The following is an 18,658-nucleotide window of genomic DNA, read 5'->3' on the forward strand; positions in this document are numbered from 1 at the left end:
TTCCACTCCTATCGCTGTTTATTAATCGGCGACAAAATTTATCGCCGATACTTTCGGACTCCAATATACTGCATGAGATTTATCAAGTCAAATCCATTTTTTACGGTTCAGCCAACAGTTGACATTTGACCGGGTCATTATTAAATTTAAACGTAATTACCCATAATAAAATGGGAGGAGTTTTTATGCAATATAGTGTCGGAGTCGAATATGCGCTGCATTGTCTTGTTTACTTAATTCCAAACGGATCCAAAATCGGTATTAAGGAACTTGCTTTTTTTCAAGGCATTCCGGAGACCTATTTATCCAAAATATTTACAAAGCTCACCAAAGCAGGAATCATCTCGTCGGTTCCTGGCGTCAAAGGCGGTTTTAAGCTTGCTCGGAACCCGGACGATATATCGTTCTGGGATGTGGTCGAAGCCGTGGAGGGCAAGAAGCCGATTTTCCAGTGCCAGAACATCAAGGATAAGGGCTATTTATATCGCGGCCGCGACTGTTCGGACTGTACAGAATCCACGAGCTCCTGCTCAATTAATTTAGTTATGCTCCAAGCCGAAGAGACTATGCAAAATTATTTACGCAGCAAGAAATTATCCTGGCTGGAGGAGGAGTTGGATCGTGTTTTGCCCGCGCAGACACGTAAGGACACAAGGGCTTTCTTCGCAAAAGCGGATTCCGTAAACGAAAGCGAATAGTCGGGATGTTGATGGGTGCTAGACCCTCCTTACTCAACGGGGCAGAATTAACCAATATGTGGTATTATTTTAAAATAATATCACCCATGAATTGAAGGAGTCCAAGGATGAAACAAACTGCGAAAAAACAAATGCTGCTGACTGTTACGCTGCTGGCCGTCCTTGCCGGTTGTTCCCGTAATCAGAAGGCTCCAGTAGCAGTACAAACTAACCCGGTTCCTGTATCCGTTTCGGCTAAACAGTCTGCCAACGCCAAAGGGCATGCTCCCGATACCATAGACCGTACAGACTCGGAATACGGCGTTGCGAACCTGAAATGGACGCTGCCGCAGGGATGGAGCCTGAAGATCGAAAGCCGCTCTTACGCATCCCTCATCGACGAATACGGAGTAAAAATCGGGAGCGTCAGTACGTACCCGTATGCCGACGATTTTGATTTCAAACTTTATAAACCGAATCATAGCGAAATTACAAGTACGGAAGCGATCGATACCCCAATCGGAAACGGCAAGCTATACACGCTCGACGCCGATAATGGTCCGGCCGCCTCCGGCCTGACCGGCACTCACGACGTCTATTTTGCGGTCATCACGTTACAAAATAATATGATTTACGTACTAGAATTTTCAAAGCATGATAAAGAAGCGTCAACCAAAAAGCAATTTGTCGGTTTATTGAACGGATTGCGGTTAAAAAATGAACCGTACGTTCGATGATTGAAATTCTTTCGGTATGCGAACAAGATTTGAATAAGTCTGCCAATGGATTGCGGGGAGCTGCTGCTTCCGTTAGCGGGCAGATCTGCGGTTCAAACGTATCGTATCGGACACCTCACCTTTGTTCATGCATGCCTATCACTAACCCCGTCTGTTTTCTCCACCATCTTTTCTCTTCTCTCACGCTTTGCTAAAGGTGAAATCCTGCGAAATCATGACCTTCTCGAAAACGCCGCACGCACTGGCTTCGGTAGATTTAGGAGGAGGGGACGGTTCCGGGTTAATTTTACGTCAATAAAACGAACATAATGTCGAATCTGCAACAGCGTTCGGCTTTATCCGAACTTCTTCTCTCTTTAATTGAGTTATATACTCTCACATTTAGAATGGATTTGGCTTCAAAATCCGATTATATAACATTTCATGTTATATAATCTCCAAAGTAAGCGCTTTAATTGCTTAATTCTTTGTCGAAACCTATTGAAATCTAATTTTCTTTGTAATAAAATGAAATCAGAAATTGTGTAAACGTTTAGACAAATGGTCTTAATAATATTACGGAAGTGGCGTTTTTGATTGGGAAACCTATGTAAAAACGTTATGATAACTTTCCGGAGAATGGAGGTAGCTATGACAAACCGGAACATTACGATTAAAGATGTAGCCAAGCAAGCCAACGTTTCCGTCGCCACCGTCTCCCGGGTCATCAACGGGTTGGACCGCGTGAGCGATGCCACACGGAAGAAGGTGCTTAAGACCATACAAGAGCTGAACTTCGTTCCGAACACGATGGCTGCTTCAATGGTGAACAAGAAGACGAAAATGCTCTCGGTCGTGGTGCCGAATATTCAGAATTCCTTTTATACGGCGGTAATCGAGGGTACTGTAGAAGTGGCCAAGCGGGAAGGATTCTTTACGCTGGTCCTCTCCACCAATGGGGACGAGAGTGAGGAAGAAGAATTTCTGGAGAGCTTCCTGGGAAAAAATGTGGATGGCATCATTTTGATCGGGAGCCACAAGGAAGCGGAGTTCTATCGGGGGATTCAGAAGCCAACCATCCTCGTGGATCGCTACCTCAATGACTGCGGCCATGACGGCGTCATAATCGACAACTATCGCGGTGCTTATGAAGCGACGAGACATTTTATCGAGTTCGGGCACGAACGGATTGCCATCATTGACGGCGAGCATGACTTCAACGACGGCAAGGATCGATTCTGGGGCTACCAGCAGGCGATGCTGGAGAGCGGGCTTTCGCCCGATCCCGATTACCACAAGCAGGGACACTGGGCGGAAGCCGACGGCTATCGGCTGACAATCGAACTGCTGCAATCGGAACGTCCCCCTACGGCGATTTTCGCCGCCAATAACGTACTGTGCAAAGGTGCCATCCGGGCGATTCGTGATTTGAATATGCAGATAGGAGAGGACATCTCGCTCATCGGCTTCGACGAAAACGAACTGGCCCAGTTCGTGAAGCCGCAAGTAACCGTTGTTCGAAGGCCCACCAGGGAGATGGGGGTGCAAGCTGCGGAAATGCTCGTTCGTAAAATCAGGGACACCCCGCAGGAACACGCCAACCCCATGCGGGTCGTTCTCGGAGTGGAACTGATGAAGTACGGCTCCGTCAAGAAGCTCAAGTAAGCCGCGAGCTGGACGCGAACGGTGGGATATCAGACGGCAAAACCGCGATATCAGCGTCGTTGTGGAAAAGGTTCTCGTACCGCCCTCCAAAAAAGATTTGGTACTCCCAAGACTCTGCCATTTACGCTTAGTCTTGTTAAATATACCTAAAAACAGCTAAACAAAAGCCCCAATCTCCACGATCGACGGGAAAAGGGAGGGAGTTACCATGGAACATCCGGTTCTGACAATGGAAGGAATCAGTAAGGAATTTCCCGGTGTGAAGGCTTTGTCCAATGTTCATTTCGAATTGTATCCGGGTGAGGTTCACGCACTGATGGGAGAAAACGGTGCCGGTAAGTCAACTTTGATGAAGATTCTTTCCGGGGTCTACACAGCTACGAAGGGCGTCATCCGGCTGAAGGGCAAGGAGGTCGCGTTTGGCAGCCCGCTTGACGCCCAAAAACAGGGCGTATCGATTATCCACCAGGAGTTCAATTTGTTCGCCAACTTATCGGCTGCCGAGAACATCTTCATCGACCGGCCGGAGATGGTCGGCCGGCTTGGGCGGATCCGATGGTCCAAGCTGTACGATGAAGCGCAGCGGCTCGTTGACTCCATCGGCGGCGCAGAGATCGACGTCCGCCGGGAGGTTCGTCACCTCGGGGTGCACAGTCAGCAGGTCATCGAGATCGCCAAAGCTTTGTCCTTCCAGTCGGACGTGCTGATTATGGACGAGCCTTCGGCTGCTTTGCCTGAGAACGAAGTGCAGAAGATGTTCGACGTTGTAAAACGGCTGAAGGAGCAAGGTGTGGCGATCGTCTATGTCTCGCACCGTATGAAGGAAATTTTCGAGATTGCGGACAAGGTCACGGTGCTTCGAGACGGTGCCAAGATCGACACCAAGCATATCGGCGAGGTTACGGAACAGAGCCTGATCCAGATGATGGTAGGCAAGGAAGTGAACCGGCTCTATCCGGTTCGTGATCAAAAGCCCCGCGAGGAGCATGTCCTGAAGGTCAGGAACCTGTCGCTGGATGCCTCTCATTCCGTGTCGTTTGATTTGCGAAAAGGCGAAATTCTCGGCTTGTTCGGAGTTCCGGGCTCCGGCTCCCACACGATTGCCGAGAGGTTGTTCGGCCTGAAGCGTGGAACAGGCGACATTCTCGTCAACGGTGAAGCGGTACGGATTCACCGCCCCAGCGACGCTAAAACGAAGCGAATCGCCTACGTGCCGCCGGACCGCCACCGTCAAGGCATCATCAAGCCGATGTCCATTCGCCAGAACCTCTCCTTTCCTCTCCTTCAGAAGCTTTCGAAGGGACCGATGCTGGACGAAAAGCGCATCAAACAGATGAGCCAGGAGTATTTGGACAAGCTGCGGATTAAAGCGCCGAGCGATCAGCAGAGCGTCGATTTCCTGAGCGGCGGCAACCAGCAGAAGGTGGTTATCGGTAAGTGGCTGGCGGCTCAACCGGAGATTCTGATTCTGGAAGAGCCGACCCGTGGTGTCGATGTCGGAGCCAAGGCGGAGATTTACAGCATCATTCACCGGTTGGCGCAGGAGGGCCTCAGCATTCTGCTGATCTCATCCGAGATGCCGGAGGTGATCGGGCTCAGCGATCGCATCCTGGTTCTTTACAAGGGCGAGATCGTACATGAATTCGCCCGTGGGGAAGCCGATCAGGAAGAGCTGCTCAGACGCGCTTCGCATCCACGCGCTACGGAAGGAGAACCGCTATGAAGCGAATCGCTAACATTCACGAAGCGCCCATCATTCTGTTTACGCTCATAGTAATCGCCCTGTTTTCCAGTCTGTCGTCAGACTTTTTCCAGTTCGACAACGCGAGGCTGATATTGGACCAGAACATTTCATCCTTTATTGTTGCTATCGGCATGACGATGGTCATTTTGCTGGGGGGGATGGACTTGTCCGTCGGCTCCGTGCTGGCGCTCACCGCCACCGCCGTCGGCGTATTTCTTAATCACGGCATACATCCGTGGATCGCAGCGCTGCTCGGCGTCTGTATCGGCGTGTTGTGCGGAGCTGTGAATGGCTACTTCATCGCGATGCGGAAAATACCCGACATTATCGTGACGCTCGCTACCATGTACATTTTCCGGGGTGTCGCGGTCGGAATCAGCGGCGGCACCTGGATGACGAACTTCCCGGATGGCTTCAGGTACTTCGGGCAAGGCAGCCTGTTTGGCATGTCATTTCCGCTGCTCGTTGCCATCGCGCTGATCGCCTTCTTCATCTACCTCATGAAGTTCACCCGAAGCGGTCGAAGAATTTATGCGATCGGCGGGAACGGCTCGGCTGCCAAGCTTGCCGGCATCAGTGTAGCCCGAACGAAGTTTAAGGTATACGTTTGGACCGGCATGCTGGTCGGAATCGCAGCCGTGATCTTCGCCTCCAAGGTGGGGAGCGTGCAAGCCTCTACGGCAGGAAGCAGCTTGTCCTTCGAAGTGATGGCCGCGGTCCTGATCGGCGGGGGCAGCATCTTCGGCGGCGTCGGCACGGTAGCGGGCACGATGCTGGGCGTGCTATTTATGGGCATCATCAAGAACGGCTTGATCATCTCCAAGATTTCTCCGTTTTGGGTAGATGCCAGCACCGGATTTCTGATAATTCTGGCAATTGTTATCAACACGTTGCAGCGCGTCAGACAAAACAAGAGAAAGGAGAGTGATTTGGTATGAGCGTGCGGACAATTATGCTTTCGTTCAGGCAGAACAAGCTGCTGGTCCAGCTGTTCCTGCTGCTCTTCATTCTCGTCTTGTTTAGCATCCTATCCCCCTACTTCCTGTCCGTCACCAATTTCATGAACGTCTTTAACCAGATGGTTGAAGTCGGCCTGATTGCCATCCCGATGACGATGATCGTCATCTCGGGCGCAATGGACCTTTCGGTCGGCTCCATTCTCGGCTTCTCTGCCGTCTGCATGGGAATCGCCTACGAGCACGGCCTGAACATCTGGGCCTGCGTTTTCGTCGCCTTGCTGGCGGGATTGCTGTGCGGAGCGGTCAACGGCTATCTGATCGCCCGGCATCGCATGCAGGCGATTGTGGTGACGATCGGAATGCTGGTCATGCTTCGCGGCCTGGTCTACGTTCTCAACGAGGGCAGGCCGATAAGCGGCTATCCGGACAGCTTATATTTCCTGGGTCAGCAATACATCGCCGGCGTTCCGTTCAACGCGATTTTTCTCGCGGTCATGTTCCTATTGGGCAACTTCGTCATGAAGCGGACGAGATTCAGCACCTACGTATACGGCATCGGCAACAACGAAGAAGCGGTTCATTATTCCGGGGTGTCCGTCGTGCGCATACGATTTATCTTATTTCTGCTCAGCGGCTTGTTTTCGGCAATGGCGGGTGTCTTCCTGGTTTCGCGTCTGGCAAGCGCAGAAGCGACATCAGGTACCAATATAGAACTGGATGTTATCACAGCTACATTGATAGGAGGCACACATATTTTCGGGGGGAGGGGGAGCTTATCGGGAACATTCATCGGCTTGTTGATCATCGTGTTCCTGCGCAATGGGCTGAATTTGCTGGGCGTATCGGTTCTCTATCAATCGGTTATTCTGGGTGCATTGCTGCTCATTGCCGTTGGCAGCAAACAATTTAATAGGGGGTCATCTCAATGAGAAAAGTTGCTTTGTCGGTTCTGACGGGCGTTATGGCATTTAGCTTGGCGGCATGCGGAAGCACCAGCAAGAACAATTCTGCATCGTCAGGCAGCGGCGGTTCGGACGCTTCGTCGCCCAGCGCTTCCCGCACCTACTTCATCAATCCGAAGTCCATCGGTCCGGCCTATTGGGCGGCTGCCCAAAAAGGCGCTGAACAGGCGGCCGGTGACCTGAACGTAAAGGTCGTCTACAACGCGCCGACTGAAGCGGACTCCTCCAAGCAGATCAACATGATTCAAGATATGCTGACGCGTAAAGTCGACGGAATCGGCGTGTCGCCCAATGACGCGAAGGCGGTTGGCCCGATCTTCAAGAAGGCGGCAGGACAGAACGTCAAGATTGTTACCTGGGACAGCGACGCACCGGATTCGGATCGCCAATACTATGTTGCTCCAGATACCGATAAGGCGATCGGCGAGCTGCTGGCCAAGACGATCGGCGACGAGATCGGAGGCAAGGGTAAAGTGGCCTTCATGGTGGCCGGGCTGGGCGCGGAAAACCAGATCGCCAAGTCTGACGCGGCAAAGGCGTACTTCACAGCGAACTATCCGGACATCCAAGTCGTGACGACCGTCGCCAGTGATGACGACCAGCAGAAGGCATATGCCAACGCGCAGAACCTGATTAAGACGTACCCGGACCTGCGGGGCATTATTGGCTTCGCTGGCGGTGAACCGCCGGCTGCCGCAGAAGTTGTTGAGCAATCCGTCAAGGACGGCACTTTGAAGCAAGGCCAGGTTGCAATTACCGGTATTGCTGTGCCGAGCGTCGTGAAGAACTACATTCACAATGGCACGATTAAAACAGACATCATCTGGGATCCGGGCAAGCTGGCGTACACGACGGTGTATGCACTTGACCAACTGGCGCAGGGCAAGGAGATCACCGACGGCATGGACATTCCAAAGGTCGGCAAGGTGAAGGTGGACGGTCAAAATATCTTCATCGGCTCTCTGCAGGTAACGAAGGACAATGTGGACAGCTTCGACTTCTAAACACAGCGGTTGAAGCCACAGCATTAGGGAGGCAATCATTCATGCAGCATCAAGTGGAAATCGAGGAGTTGACGCCGAAGGCGTTCGCTCCTTACGGTAAAGTGATCGATTTGCCCGGAGGCGCTCCTTCCAAGACCGGAGACGGCTGGGATTGCTGGAGCTATATCCAAATGCTCGACGTGGACGTGCCGATCGGCTTCGGCCTGGTCGTCACCCGGCGGCGGGAGCCGGTCGTGGATGCGATGGAACGGCACGTTAGCCGCGAAGAGCTGCTGCTCACCTTCGATCGTGAGATCATTCAGCCGGTCGCCCGGTGCGCGGACATCGACGACCCGGACGAGAGACCGGATCCCGCCACGGTGAAGTGCTTCAAGATCAAGCCCGGACAAGCGATCGTGATCGACCGGGGAGTCTGGCACAGTCCGGCGTATGCGGCTGCAGACGACGCACGATATCTGTTCGGCATCGAGAAGAAGCCTGATAAATTTGGCGACGAGATGGTCGATCCGTGGGTGAAATTCCAAAATGACGATACGATTCGATTCGGTTAGCCGGGAAGGAGCAACAGTATGGATCAGGAACAACGCATTATGCAATGGATCGACGGGCACCGGGAGGAGATTTTGGCATTTTTGCAACAGCTCATCCGTATTCCCAGCGTAAACCCGTGGTTCTTCGATGAACCGGCGCCTTCAAAAGAGAAGGATCTGCAGGAATTTCTGCTCCGGAAGCTGTCCGGGCTGGGGGCGAGCACCGAGCTCTGGGAACCGGTCGCCGGCGATTTAAAGCAATACGAAGGGATGGCCGGGTATTACCCGGGGAGAGACTTCACGGGCAGACCGAATCTGGCCGCGACCTTCGAGCCGGAAGCTAAAGGCAAGTCGCTGCTTCTGTTCGGCCACATCGATGTCGTCATGGCGGGGAGCAAGTGGACCGTCGATCCGTTCGAAGGCAAGATTGTGGACGGGAAAATGTACGGGCGCGGCACGGTTGACATGAAGGGCGGCGTCGCCGCCATGATCATGGCGATCGAAGCGGTTATCCGCAGCGGCTTCAAACCTAAAGGCTCCGTTGTCGTTGGGACGGTCGTCGACGAAGAAGCCGGCGGGATGGGTGCGCTGGACTTTATCCACCATGGCTACCGTACCGACGCATGCATCCTGACCGAGCCGACTTCTTTGACGATCGCACCACTGTGCAGAGGAATACTGTGGGGCAAGATTAAGGTTCAGGGACGCAGCGGACATATCGAGATGCCGCAGGCGGACTGGAAGGACGGCGGCGCAGTTGATGCGATCAAGAAGGCACGGTATCTGCTGGACAAACTGGACATACTCAATGAGGACTGGGCGGCGCGAAAGACGCATCCGTATCTGTCGATTCCATGCCAGGTGCATGTCGCGAAGCTCAACGCCGGCGAGTACCCTACTTCCTTCGCTAACGAGGCGGAGATCGTGTTCAACGCGCAGTACCTGCCGTCCGAACGCGACGAGAAGCTGGTCGGCGGCAAAGTGAAGAAGGAGCTGACGGACTTTCTAGCTGCAGCAGCGAAGGAGGACCCGTGGCTGAGCGAGCATCCGCCGGAGATCGTGTGGCTGGTCGATGCCGACTGCGCGGAGACCGAGGCCTCCCACCCTTTCGTTCAGACCTGCGTCCAGTCACTGAAGGCGATCGGCGAAGAAGGCAAGATTGAAGGTCTTGGCTTCCATACGGACATGGGCTGGCCCGTGAATGTCGGCATTCCGACCATAAACTTCGGTCCCGGTGATCCAAGCCTGGCTCATCACAGCGACGAATATACACCAGTGGATGAAGTGATTCAAGCGGTCAAGATGATCGCTAAGACAATCATCGACTGGTGCGGCGTGGAAGAGGCCTGACTCTCCGCACGTCGCCTCGCGTAGGGGCGGAGACGTCCCGATTAGAAATGGAGGTCATAGCAATTATGAAAATATTGTTTGTTGGTGAATCCTGGGTTATCCATATGATTCATACGAAGGGCTACGACAGCTTCACCTCGACCAAGTATGAGGAAGGCGCGACGTATTTGTTGTCCTGTCTTCGGGAGAACGGAATAGAATTCACCTACCTGCCGGCACATGAAGTACAGGTGCGCTTCCCTCAGTCACTCGAGGAGCTTCAAGCTTACGATGCCATCGTGCTCAGCGACGTCGGCGCGAATACATTCCTCCTGCAGAATGCGACCTTCTATCAGATGCAGGTCGTTCCGAATGCGTTGGAGCTAATTAAACAGTTCGTGGCGGATGGCGGAGGCCTGCTTATGGTCGGCGGCTACCTGTCATTCATGGGCATCGAGGGCAAAGCCAATTACAAGAACACGGTGCTTGCCGAGGTGCTTCCGGTAGTGATGACTGACGGGGACGATCGTGCGGAGATGCCGAACGGTTTTGCGCCAATCACGGCCGCGTCCCATCCGCTGGTGGATGGCTTGGGAGCATGGCCGAAGCTGCTCGGATACAATCGGTTGACCGCTAAGCCCGGCGCGGAGAAGCTGCTCGAGAACGGAGACGACGCAATCTTGACCGTCGGCCGCTTCGGAGCGGGCAAGACGGCGGCTTTCGCCAGCGACTGCTCGCCGCACTGGGGCTCGCTGGAGTTCATGAACTGGGAGCATTACTCGGCGTTTTGGTCCAATCTTATTCGGTATTTGAAGTAACGTCTGCCAAGTGGCGGCAATTAAGGCGCACAAAGTTGGTCACCGGACTGAAAATGGAACGGCAGTGAAAGTGAAATTTTATTTTTTGCACTTGCGTTTAGAATCAATGACGCCCTTATTTGGGCGTCTTTAAATTTTTTTGAATTGATCAAATGACATTTCTACAGAATGCACATGTAGTGTTATGCAAAATTACAACAAGTGCCAATTGGACGAAACAATAGCGTCACAATAGGGATTCAATTAATGACAATACAAGTTACAGCGAAGGGTTTTTCATGCCATATCCATGAACCTACGAATCGCCATTCCAGTAAATGTAAATCCTACAAAGTGAACTGAACGGAGGAATGAAGATGAGCAAAATTGTGGTCGTAGGAAGCATCAACATGGACATCGTAAACGAGGTCGTCAGGTTCCCGGAACCAGGGGAGACGATTCACGGACGCGGGACGTCCTATCAACCTGGCGGCAAAGGTGCCAACCAGGCCGTTGCATCCTCGCTCGCCGGCGGCGAAACCGTGATGGCAGGCGCGTTCGGCGACGACGCATTCGGCGGGGTTCTCCGTTCTTCCTTACGGGAACACGGTGTGGATACGACCCACATGATAACGAAGCAAGGATCTTCCGGGCTGGCCTTCATCACGGTGTCGGACAGCGGGGAGAACCAGATCATTCTGTCTGCGGGCAGCAACGGAGAACTAACGCCCGGCGACATCTCCGAAGCGGCCTTCGTAGGCGCGGCATTTGTACTACTGCAAAACGAGATCCCGCCGGAGGTCAATCTGCGCGTAATGAAGCTGTGCGCGGACCACGGAATCAAAGTTTGCTATAATCCTGCGCCCGCAGCGACTATTCCTGCGGAGGTTTTTCCGTTGATTGACACGCTGGTCGTTAACGAAACGGAGGCCGCGGTAGTGAGCGGTATCAGGGTCTGCACCGCGGAAGATGCGGAGGCCGCAGCGAACAAGCTGAGACAGGCCGGTGTCGCCAACGTCATCGTGACCTTGGGCGGCAATGGCGTCTATGCGCTCGATGCTGCAGGCGTCTCGCACCGGGTGCCCGCATTCCGCGTAGAGGCCGTGGATACGACCGCTGCAGGCGACACGTTTATCGGGGCTTACGCCGCAGCTTTGGCGGGCGGGCACGAGGTTGCGGAGGCGCTTCGCTTCGCATCGGCGGCTGCCGCGATCTCCGTAACGCGCCAGGGCGCGCAGAGCTCGATTCCGCAGCGGGAAGAGATCGAGCGCTTCCTGCGGGAGCGGGGATAAGAGTGTGGGGACCGCCCGGAGATTGCCGGGAGATCCAAGTCCCAATGAACCTAAACATGTCCAGCGTTTCGCCGATGCGCCTTCGAATCTCGCGGAAGCTGGGCGAGACTGAATCAATCTCTACGTACAGGGGCGAATGCAATTGCTAACGGATAAAAGAGTTTGGAGCATCCTTCTCTCAAAAGAATTCGTCTTGATAGGAACGTACGTTCTGAATTTGCTGCAAGGGCAAAGATATGTGAAAGCCGCGCGATCATCGACAAGTACGGGAGCAATCTTAGGGGCGGAAGCTCAATACAATTGGCGCATTGCTGATTACGATACGTCTCATTCTACTGGTTTACCACCGTCATTTCTCGAATAAAATCGTCGAAACGCTGTTGAGCCTCTTCTACAGAACAGATAGAATAAAGATAGAGCGCTTCCATTTTTAAATGCGGGAAGGAGCTCTCCATTGCGGCATTGTCGTAATGCCGGGACATGCTCATCTTGGCACCAAACTTATGACATAATGTCGCGGTATTCACGGGACGTGTACTGGCACCTTCGATCGTTGTGACGATCAAGCCGGTCACGTTTTTCTTGTGTTGAAGGCATTGCTGCCGTTTCTTATCCGCGGGTTTGTTACGCTTCTGCAGGTTCTCTGAGACCCGGCGCAATCCCGTCCATTCGGTTGGAGTACTGCTTACGCCGTATTTATCGAACAGATGCCCATCTCCTGCATGAGTTACACCGCTTAAAGCTTCTCGCAAAACCTTCCTGCTGCTGGACAGCTTGTATGCATTAGACGAAAATCCTTCTATTATGGTGGTAGACAGCTATTAATAGCCGCCAATTCGCTGCATCTCTATCCATGCAAACAAAAGGACAACCGCCATGCATCCCGGCAAACGAATAAGAAATTTTTGGGGAAAACTAGGGGACATGCGGATGGAGCGCAAGCTGCTGCTCGTCTTCCTGGTGCTGATTACGCTGCCGCTGACGTTCATCGGGTATGTCTCCTATCGGAATTACTCGGAGTCGGTCGAGCAAACGACGATCGATTATTCGACCAACATGCAGACGGTTGTCTAAAGCTGTCGTATCGGCAGTACTTGCTGCGGGTCTTGCAGTGTGCGGAAGCAGCGGCGGGAACGGCGGCCAGGTGGATACCGGTTCGGCTAACGGAAAGACTAACAATTCAACAAACGGATCAACCGGCAGCGGTTCTGACGGGGCGGCTGCCGATGGAGGAAAAATAAGCTGAACACGAGGCTGAAGGGCAAATATTTTTTTCGGCTGCTGCTGTTTCTTCCTTATATCCTGAACGGTGTGGCCGTAGCGTATTTGTTCGGATACGTATTCGATACGACGAACGGATCGCTCAATTTCTGCTCGGGAAGCTTGGATTGCCTTCGGATACAAGCTGGCTCGGCAGCGAAAGCTTCGTCAACTACATGCTGGCGTCGATCGGGTTCTGGCGGTTTATGGGCTTTAATATGGTCATCTATCTCACCGCTCTGCAGTCGATCCCGTCCGACCTTTACGAAGCGGCTTCGATCGACGGGGCGAACGGTTGGCAGAAATTTATATTTATCACACTGCCGAACATTTACAAAATTATCGAACTGAATTTGTTCCTGACGGTTTCCGGGGCGCTTGAAGTGTTTGACCTTCCGTTCATCCTGACGAACGGCGGACCGGCGGGAGCCAGCGATACTTTCGTGCTGAAAATCGTCTCGACCGCATTTCAGTTCAGCAATTACGGCATGGCGTCGGATATGAGCGTGGTGCTGCTGCTCTCCGTCGTCATCGTGCTCGGGATTCAGCGTCTTCTGCTCAGCAAAGGAGGGAAATAAACCATGGCCGTGCGAAATCCGGTTTGGACGGCAACCAAATATATATCGCTCTTGATCGCGGCATTCGCCGTTCTGTTTCCGCCCTATATCATTCTCGTGAAAGCCTTCAAGTCCAAGGCTGATTTTCAGAACAGCCCGGCGATGGCATTCCCGAAAAGCATCGACCTCGAAAACTTCGCGCACGCCTTCCAGCAGGCGGATTTCGATCGTGCTCTTAAGCGGTTTCGGCGAATTCGAGTACGCCCGCACAGCGATCCGCTTGGGCGTGCGGGATTATTTACTCAAGCCCGTCGACAAGTCGGCGCTTTTCGAGCTTCTGGGCAAAATCCGGCAGGAGCGGGAGGAGGCATCATCCGGTTCCGAAGCCGAAGAAAGGACTGCCGCCGAAGGGGATCCATATGTCATCGAGCGGATCAAGGAAATTTTGGAGCACGAATATGACAAAAACTTCGAGCTCGAACGGCTGGCCGATACTGTGAGCATGAACGCCAGTTACCTTAGCCGCCTGTTTAAAAACAAAACCAATATGACGATTACCGATTATCTGATCCATATTCGGATCGAAAAGGCGAAGCAGTATTTGACCGGCCGCCCGGAGCTCAAAAACTATGAAATTTCGCACCTGGTCGGCTACAGCGACCCGGTCTACTTTAACAAGCTGTTCAAAAAAATGGTCGGGGTTACACCGCGCGATTATAAAGAAAAAAACCGCTCCTAACCGGCCGTGCAATACGATACCAATCGATTTGGCAGGATAATGCAGATCAATGTTGAATTCTCTGGAAGAAGCAGATTACCAGAGGTGAGGTATGGAACAATTTGATGATCAGGCAGCGGGTTCAGCTATAAAAGACTCATTGGCAGGTTTGGAGTGGCATGAAACAACCCCGATTTTGAACACCTTGATTACTTCAGAAGGTGAGCTGACGTTTAGCACGCTTTCGCCGGGGCTTGAGGCGGATGTGGTTAAGATCACGCTCGGGGAGAACCATTTTGTGCTGAAGGTGTGGAACAAACGCTCGAAACCCGACGTCCTGCGCCAATATCGCCTTTTGGACGCTCTATATCGCAAGGGAATTCGCGTTTCCGAGCCGATCGGTTATGGTCGAACCGAAACGGGAGACGATGTGCTGCTGACCCGCTATCACGGTACTCCGGTAACGAAGGTGAGTCCGAGCATTTTCAAGAAAATCGCTGCAGTATTAGCCGATATTCACCGACTGCCTCCAGATGGATTAGAGGAAAGCTTGCTGGCTGATCATGATTTTGCAAAGTATTTTTTTCCAGGGATCGAGGCAATTCCGGCTATGCAAAAGGAACTGATCCGCCTGATCGCTTCCGCGGACATGAAAATGGACCGGATTATTCACGGCGATTTCAATTTAGGCAATATTCTTGAAGAGAATGGACAATACACGGTAATCGACTGGACGAACGGGCAGCTGGGGGAGCCTAGGTTTGATCTGTCGTGGGCTTGTCTGCTTTTGCGTGTCTATTTGAGCGATAGCAAAAGCCTTGCTTTTTTACATAAATATCAAGAGGAAATAGGCGCAGCGACAGAAGAACTGGAAATTTTCGAAGCGCTTGCCTGTCTGAGGTGGCTGTCGTACGACCGAATCGGCGGAGTGCCCAAACACGCGGATACAATGAAGAAGGTTAGAAAAGTCATCAGGGATAATCGATTTTTAAATGAGAATTTGCTGCTGTATGAGAGCTGAAAAACGGAAAGAAGCCCAAGATTGCAGTCGATGAGAAAGTGCCCACGACAAAGATCGATGTCAACAAAAAGGGGGCAGGGGGCATGAAAATGGATTTCGAGGTCGGAATTAAGAATCATTTTGATAACGTTAGAGCCGAATAAGAGAAAAAAGTGAATGATGAACTTCGAAAATTAATTAATGATGTTAATGGAAAATACATCGTTGACCAGAATATCGATTAATGATGTTAAAGGAAAATACTCCGTTGACCAGAATTTCGATTAATGATGTTAAAGGATAACACTTCGTTGACCAGAATATCGTTTTTACATAAGAGTCATAGGAGGATTCGAAAGGGCTGCCGCGCGGCTTTTACGTATACGGGAGTAGCTCCAATGACTAAAACGTGAAATTGATAAATTAAGATATGTATAAATTTCAACACAACGGTTGAGAAGCAGAGGGGAGCAGATATTTTGAACGATTTTTCGGCGATTATCGAGCAATACTTGCAGCATCTGGACCGTTATTCGATCGAGCAGCTGCGATTTAAATGCAAAGAAGACGTATGGTCGATCGGGCAAATGTATATCCACGTCATCGAAGTGGCGAAAGAGTACATCGGACATATTGAAACCTGCTCCAAGGCATCACGAGATGAGCCTGAAGGCAAGACGGAAGATGGAACGAAAGCGCTCGCCGAAAAAGAGTGGCCCAATATTCGTGTGAAACTTGAGGAATCGCCCAACGCGACCAAAAACCCCGAGAGCATGGATGAAATTATTGCTGGTCTGGAGCAAGTGCTAGAGAAGTTAGCACTGTGGGAGAGATTCGCAGACGAGGCGAATCCGGCGTGCAAGGTGCGGCATGGCTGGTTTGGCTGGCTCAACGCGCGTGAATGGTTTGAGATGGTTGGTATGCACAGCAGGCACCATTTGCGCCAGAAGGCGAGGCTGGACGAGAAATTGGCGGCGGCAGGCATAGGATAGATTTTATAACTTAAAGCGGGTCGGCAGCTAACGTTCATGTGTACGGAAAGACAGGAGATCACGCCATGGAGCATGATCTCCTTTTTCAGTTCGTTTAGTTCAAATCGCAAACCTGGCCTATGAAAAGATTTTCATAATGACTTGCAGCGCTTCGTTAAACGATGCAGCGAACCTTGATATTGTTCGATCTGCTTCTGGAGCCGTTGGCACGTCCATTTTTTTGCTCATATCACGACGGACAATCCTATACATATAAGATATCTGGAAAAGAAAGCCATGAGCGGGGAGGGATCGAAGTGGAGTGGGAAGGGTTGCTGCTGCCCCTGTTTTGGCTGCTGCTGCTTGTGTTTGTCGTCCAGACGGCTCTCGCGAAAATCAGATGGATTCAAATTCCGTCCATTATTGCGTACGTCATGCTCGGTATGCTGCTGGAAAATAGCGGGCTGCTCCATTTGCAAGGTGTAGCCTGGCTGCACGGCTTGAGTCAGCTCGGACTGTTCTATCTGATGTTCCTATCCGGGCTCGAGATCGATCTGGAGCTGCTGCGGATCAGGAGAGGCGGACCCAGACTGCGGGAGCATCCGGTCGTCCTCGGCCTGCTGGCTTTCACCTTGAGCGTGGGCATCGCTTACTTGCTCGGCCTGCGCATGCAGCAGATCGATCCGACGGTCCACGCCTGGATGATCATGCTCATTTTGTCGACCACGTCTCTGGGCATCGTCATGCCTGTTTTGCGCGAGTATGGCTTGATACGCAGCCGTTACGGCCAGACGCTGCTGACGGCCGCTTTTATCGCCGATTTGCTGACGATGCTGCTGCTGTCGATCGTCTCGGGGCTTCACGAGTCCGGCTTCACCTGGCGGCAGGCCTCCGTCGGCCTATTGCTTCCACTGCTCGTTATTTGCTACCAGGCGATCCTTCATTTCCGGCACACGGAAGTTTGGCGAAGGCAGGGAGCGGCCGGCTCGCCTTTCAAGCTGCAGGCGGTGTTCGCCGTTCTGGGCTTGTACGGCATCGCCACCGATCTGACCGGCGCGGAGCCGATCCTAGGCGGCTTCCTGGCTGGACTTCTGCTGGCCAGCTTCCGCCTCCGCGAACATCATCCGATCAGACAACAACTGGAAGGCTTCGGCTACGCGTTTATTATCCCTATTTTTTTTCTGATGGTCGGGGGGCAATTCGATGTGCGCGCTTTTCTAGCCTCTCCGCAGACGTTATTATGGGTGCCGATGCTTGTCGGAACTGCGTATGTGGTGAAGGTGCTGCCGATGATGGTGATGATCCGCAAACTGGGGCTTAGAAAAGCGCTCGCAGGCGGATTTCTGCTCTCCTCGAGAATGACGCTGGTCGTCGTAGCGGCCACGATCGGCATCCGGATGGGCGTCATACCGGCCAAACTGGAGGATGCACTGATCGTAATGGCCATGATTACTTCGATTTTGTCGCCGCTTATTTTTACAATCGGTCACCGTGCCAAACCTGCCCGCTAAAGAAAGCTCCGGAAATCCGGCACGAGCGAATAACCCGTCCCATAACCAGGGCCGGGTTTCTTCTGTTTTGAAAATGCATTCGACGAGATAAGGAACAGGAGTACGAGCTCCTAATCGATTCCGACGTAAAATCCCAATACTATTAGGGGGGGAGCATAAATGTATTGCAATGGGAACGTACATTCGGTATTATTGAATACAAAATGAGGAAAAAAGGTAAAATCGAATCCTCATTTTCTAATGTCTCAGCCTTTTCTCGACAAACCACCCCTTACATACAGCCAGGTAAACAACCGGACAACAGCACTTAACTTAATGATTGCTATGGTAAGAGAGATTCATTATCATACCGGTCAAATCGTTTATATTGCAAAAATAAGGAAAGGAACACTTGTGTGGGATTAAGATAAAAGAGGGCCTGTTCTGCTTTGTTTACGAGGGGAAGAAACATTTGATGAATCTTCAAAAGATGGGCAATATTTTGATGGGTAATATTGTTTAATGCTGTCGAAAAATAGAAAATTGGCACCGATTTTAGGATACCACGAACACGATATGATCTACTCGCAAGTCTTCGTTTTTAGCGAATGGAAAGGTGACTATTACAAGCTAGGTCGGCAATTCGGGGTTTAAAAAAGTTATACTACATGGTGTAAATATTTAGTTCGAAGGTTTTAATTCATCCTAACCGGCAGGACTCGAAATAATAGTCAATATTTATCTTGTTGCCTCATTTAATCCATGCTAAGGTCTTGGCATAGGAAAACTAAATTGATGATATCAAGAAAAAATGGAGGTAATATACATGAGTGGTATATAGTTTCCTGCCCGTCTCGATCCCTCGATAATGCCGGATTCACTGCCGGATCTCAGTTTGTTTTCTTGCTGCCCTATACTACATGACGGCTACCTTGATCAGTCATTTGGCTTCATACGATCCGAGGCACTGTCTATCTCTCTCTCTAA

General features: G+C 51.8%; 18 protein-coding genes. 17 read left to right on the forward strand and 1 reads right to left on the reverse strand.

What is annotated here, in order from left to right; genetic code table 11:
• Window positions 1-185 precede the first annotated feature (185 nt).
• The 11 genes from PD282_RS13510 (at window position 186) to rbsK (ending at window position 11,675) form a co-directional block, all read left to right on the forward strand.
• Entirely contained in the window at window positions 186-698 is a 513-nt protein-coding gene (locus PD282_RS13510) for an Rrf2 family transcriptional regulator (protein WP_274651201.1), read from the forward strand.
• Between the two features lie 107 nt (window positions 699-805).
• Window positions 806-1,414, forward strand: coding sequence for a hypothetical protein (locus PD282_RS13515; RefSeq protein ID WP_274651202.1), 609 nt, complete (start codon window positions 806-808; stop codon window positions 1,412-1,414).
• A 630-nt stretch (window positions 1,415-2,044) separates the two neighbouring features.
• The gene (locus PD282_RS13520) at window positions 2,045-3,058 is read left to right on the forward strand and encodes a LacI family DNA-binding transcriptional regulator (protein ID WP_274651203.1); all 1,014 of its coding nucleotides are present in this window, start codon (window positions 2,045-2,047) and stop codon (window positions 3,056-3,058) included.
• Window positions 3,059-3,266: 208 nt separating this feature from the next.
• Window positions 3,267-4,781 carry a sugar ABC transporter ATP-binding protein gene (locus tag PD282_RS13525; protein WP_274651204.1) on the forward strand — a complete coding sequence of 505 codons (1,515 nt, stop codon included), beginning with the start codon at window positions 3,267-3,269 and terminating at the stop codon, window positions 4,779-4,781.
• Between the two features lie 113 nt (window positions 4,782-4,894).
• A complete protein-coding gene (locus PD282_RS13530; protein ID WP_274651205.1) occupies window positions 4,895-5,740 on the forward strand; it encodes an ABC transporter permease in 846 nt (281 codons plus the stop codon).
• Window positions 5,737-6,690, forward strand: a complete 954-nt coding sequence (locus PD282_RS13535) for an ABC transporter permease (RefSeq protein ID WP_274651206.1) — start codon at window positions 5,737-5,739, stop codon at window positions 6,688-6,690. The genes PD282_RS13530 and PD282_RS13535 overlap by 4 nt, the downstream gene beginning before the upstream one ends.
• A complete protein-coding gene (locus PD282_RS13540; RefSeq protein WP_274651207.1) occupies window positions 6,687-7,727 on the forward strand; it encodes an autoinducer 2 ABC transporter substrate-binding protein in 1,041 nt (346 codons plus the stop codon). The genes PD282_RS13535 and PD282_RS13540 overlap by 4 nt, the downstream gene beginning before the upstream one ends.
• 41 nt (window positions 7,728-7,768) lie before the next feature.
• Window positions 7,769-8,278, forward strand: a complete 510-nt coding sequence (locus PD282_RS13545) for an ureidoglycolate lyase (RefSeq protein ID WP_274651208.1) — start codon at window positions 7,769-7,771, stop codon at window positions 8,276-8,278.
• An 18-nt stretch (window positions 8,279-8,296) separates the two neighbouring features.
• A complete protein-coding gene (locus PD282_RS13550; protein ID WP_274651209.1) occupies window positions 8,297-9,607 on the forward strand; it encodes an ArgE/DapE family deacylase in 1,311 nt (436 codons plus the stop codon).
• Between the two features lie 65 nt (window positions 9,608-9,672).
• Window positions 9,673-10,404, forward strand: coding sequence for a glutamine amidotransferase (locus PD282_RS13555; protein ID WP_274651210.1), 732 nt, complete (start codon window positions 9,673-9,675; stop codon window positions 10,402-10,404).
• Window positions 10,405-10,760: 356 nt separating this feature from the next.
• Window positions 10,761-11,675 carry a ribokinase gene (gene rbsK, locus PD282_RS13560; RefSeq protein ID WP_274651211.1) on the forward strand — a complete coding sequence of 305 codons (915 nt, stop codon included), beginning with the start codon at window positions 10,761-10,763 and terminating at the stop codon, window positions 11,673-11,675.
• A gap of 332 nt (window positions 11,676-12,007) precedes the next feature.
• Here rbsK and PD282_RS13565 read toward each other — a convergent pair whose 3' ends face one another.
• The gene (locus tag PD282_RS13565; protein ID WP_274651212.1) at window positions 12,008-12,427 is read right to left on the reverse strand and encodes a hypothetical protein; all 420 of its coding nucleotides are present in this window, start codon (window positions 12,425-12,427) and stop codon (window positions 12,008-12,010) included.
• A 178-nt stretch (window positions 12,428-12,605) separates the two neighbouring features.
• On the opposite strand from PD282_RS13565, the gene PD282_RS13570 reads away from it, so the two are divergent.
• The 6 genes from PD282_RS13570 to PD282_RS13595 all read left to right on the forward strand — a co-directional run bounded on the left by PD282_RS13570 (window position 12,606) and on the right by PD282_RS13595 (window position 17,692).
• Complete coding sequence (locus PD282_RS13570; protein ID WP_274651213.1) at window positions 12,606-12,749, forward strand: hypothetical protein; 144 nt, start codon at window positions 12,606-12,608, stop codon at window positions 12,747-12,749.
• Window positions 12,750-13,063: 314 nt separating this feature from the next.
• Entirely contained in the window at window positions 13,064-13,513 is a 450-nt protein-coding gene (locus PD282_RS13575) for a carbohydrate ABC transporter permease (protein ID WP_338045189.1), read from the forward strand.
• A gap of 208 nt (window positions 13,514-13,721) precedes the next feature.
• The gene (locus tag PD282_RS13580; RefSeq protein WP_274651214.1) at window positions 13,722-14,231 is read left to right on the forward strand and encodes a response regulator transcription factor; all 510 of its coding nucleotides are present in this window, start codon (window positions 13,722-13,724) and stop codon (window positions 14,229-14,231) included.
• A gap of 91 nt (window positions 14,232-14,322) precedes the next feature.
• Window positions 14,323-15,231 (forward strand): phosphotransferase family protein, encoded by a 909-nt coding sequence (locus PD282_RS13585; RefSeq protein WP_274651215.1) that lies wholly within the window; start codon window positions 14,323-14,325, stop codon window positions 15,229-15,231.
• A gap of 458 nt (window positions 15,232-15,689) precedes the next feature.
• Entirely contained in the window at window positions 15,690-16,202 is a 513-nt protein-coding gene (locus PD282_RS13590) for a DinB family protein (RefSeq protein WP_274651216.1), read from the forward strand.
• A 296-nt stretch (window positions 16,203-16,498) separates the two neighbouring features.
• The gene (locus PD282_RS13595; RefSeq protein WP_274651217.1) at window positions 16,499-17,692 is read left to right on the forward strand and encodes a cation:proton antiporter; all 1,194 of its coding nucleotides are present in this window, start codon (window positions 16,499-16,501) and stop codon (window positions 17,690-17,692) included.
• The last annotated feature ends 966 nt before the right edge of the window (window positions 17,693-18,658 follow it).

The organism is Paenibacillus humicola, assembly GCF_028826105.1.
Classification (GTDB): Bacteria; Bacillota; Bacilli; order Paenibacillales; family Paenibacillaceae; genus Paenibacillus_Z; species Paenibacillus_Z humicola.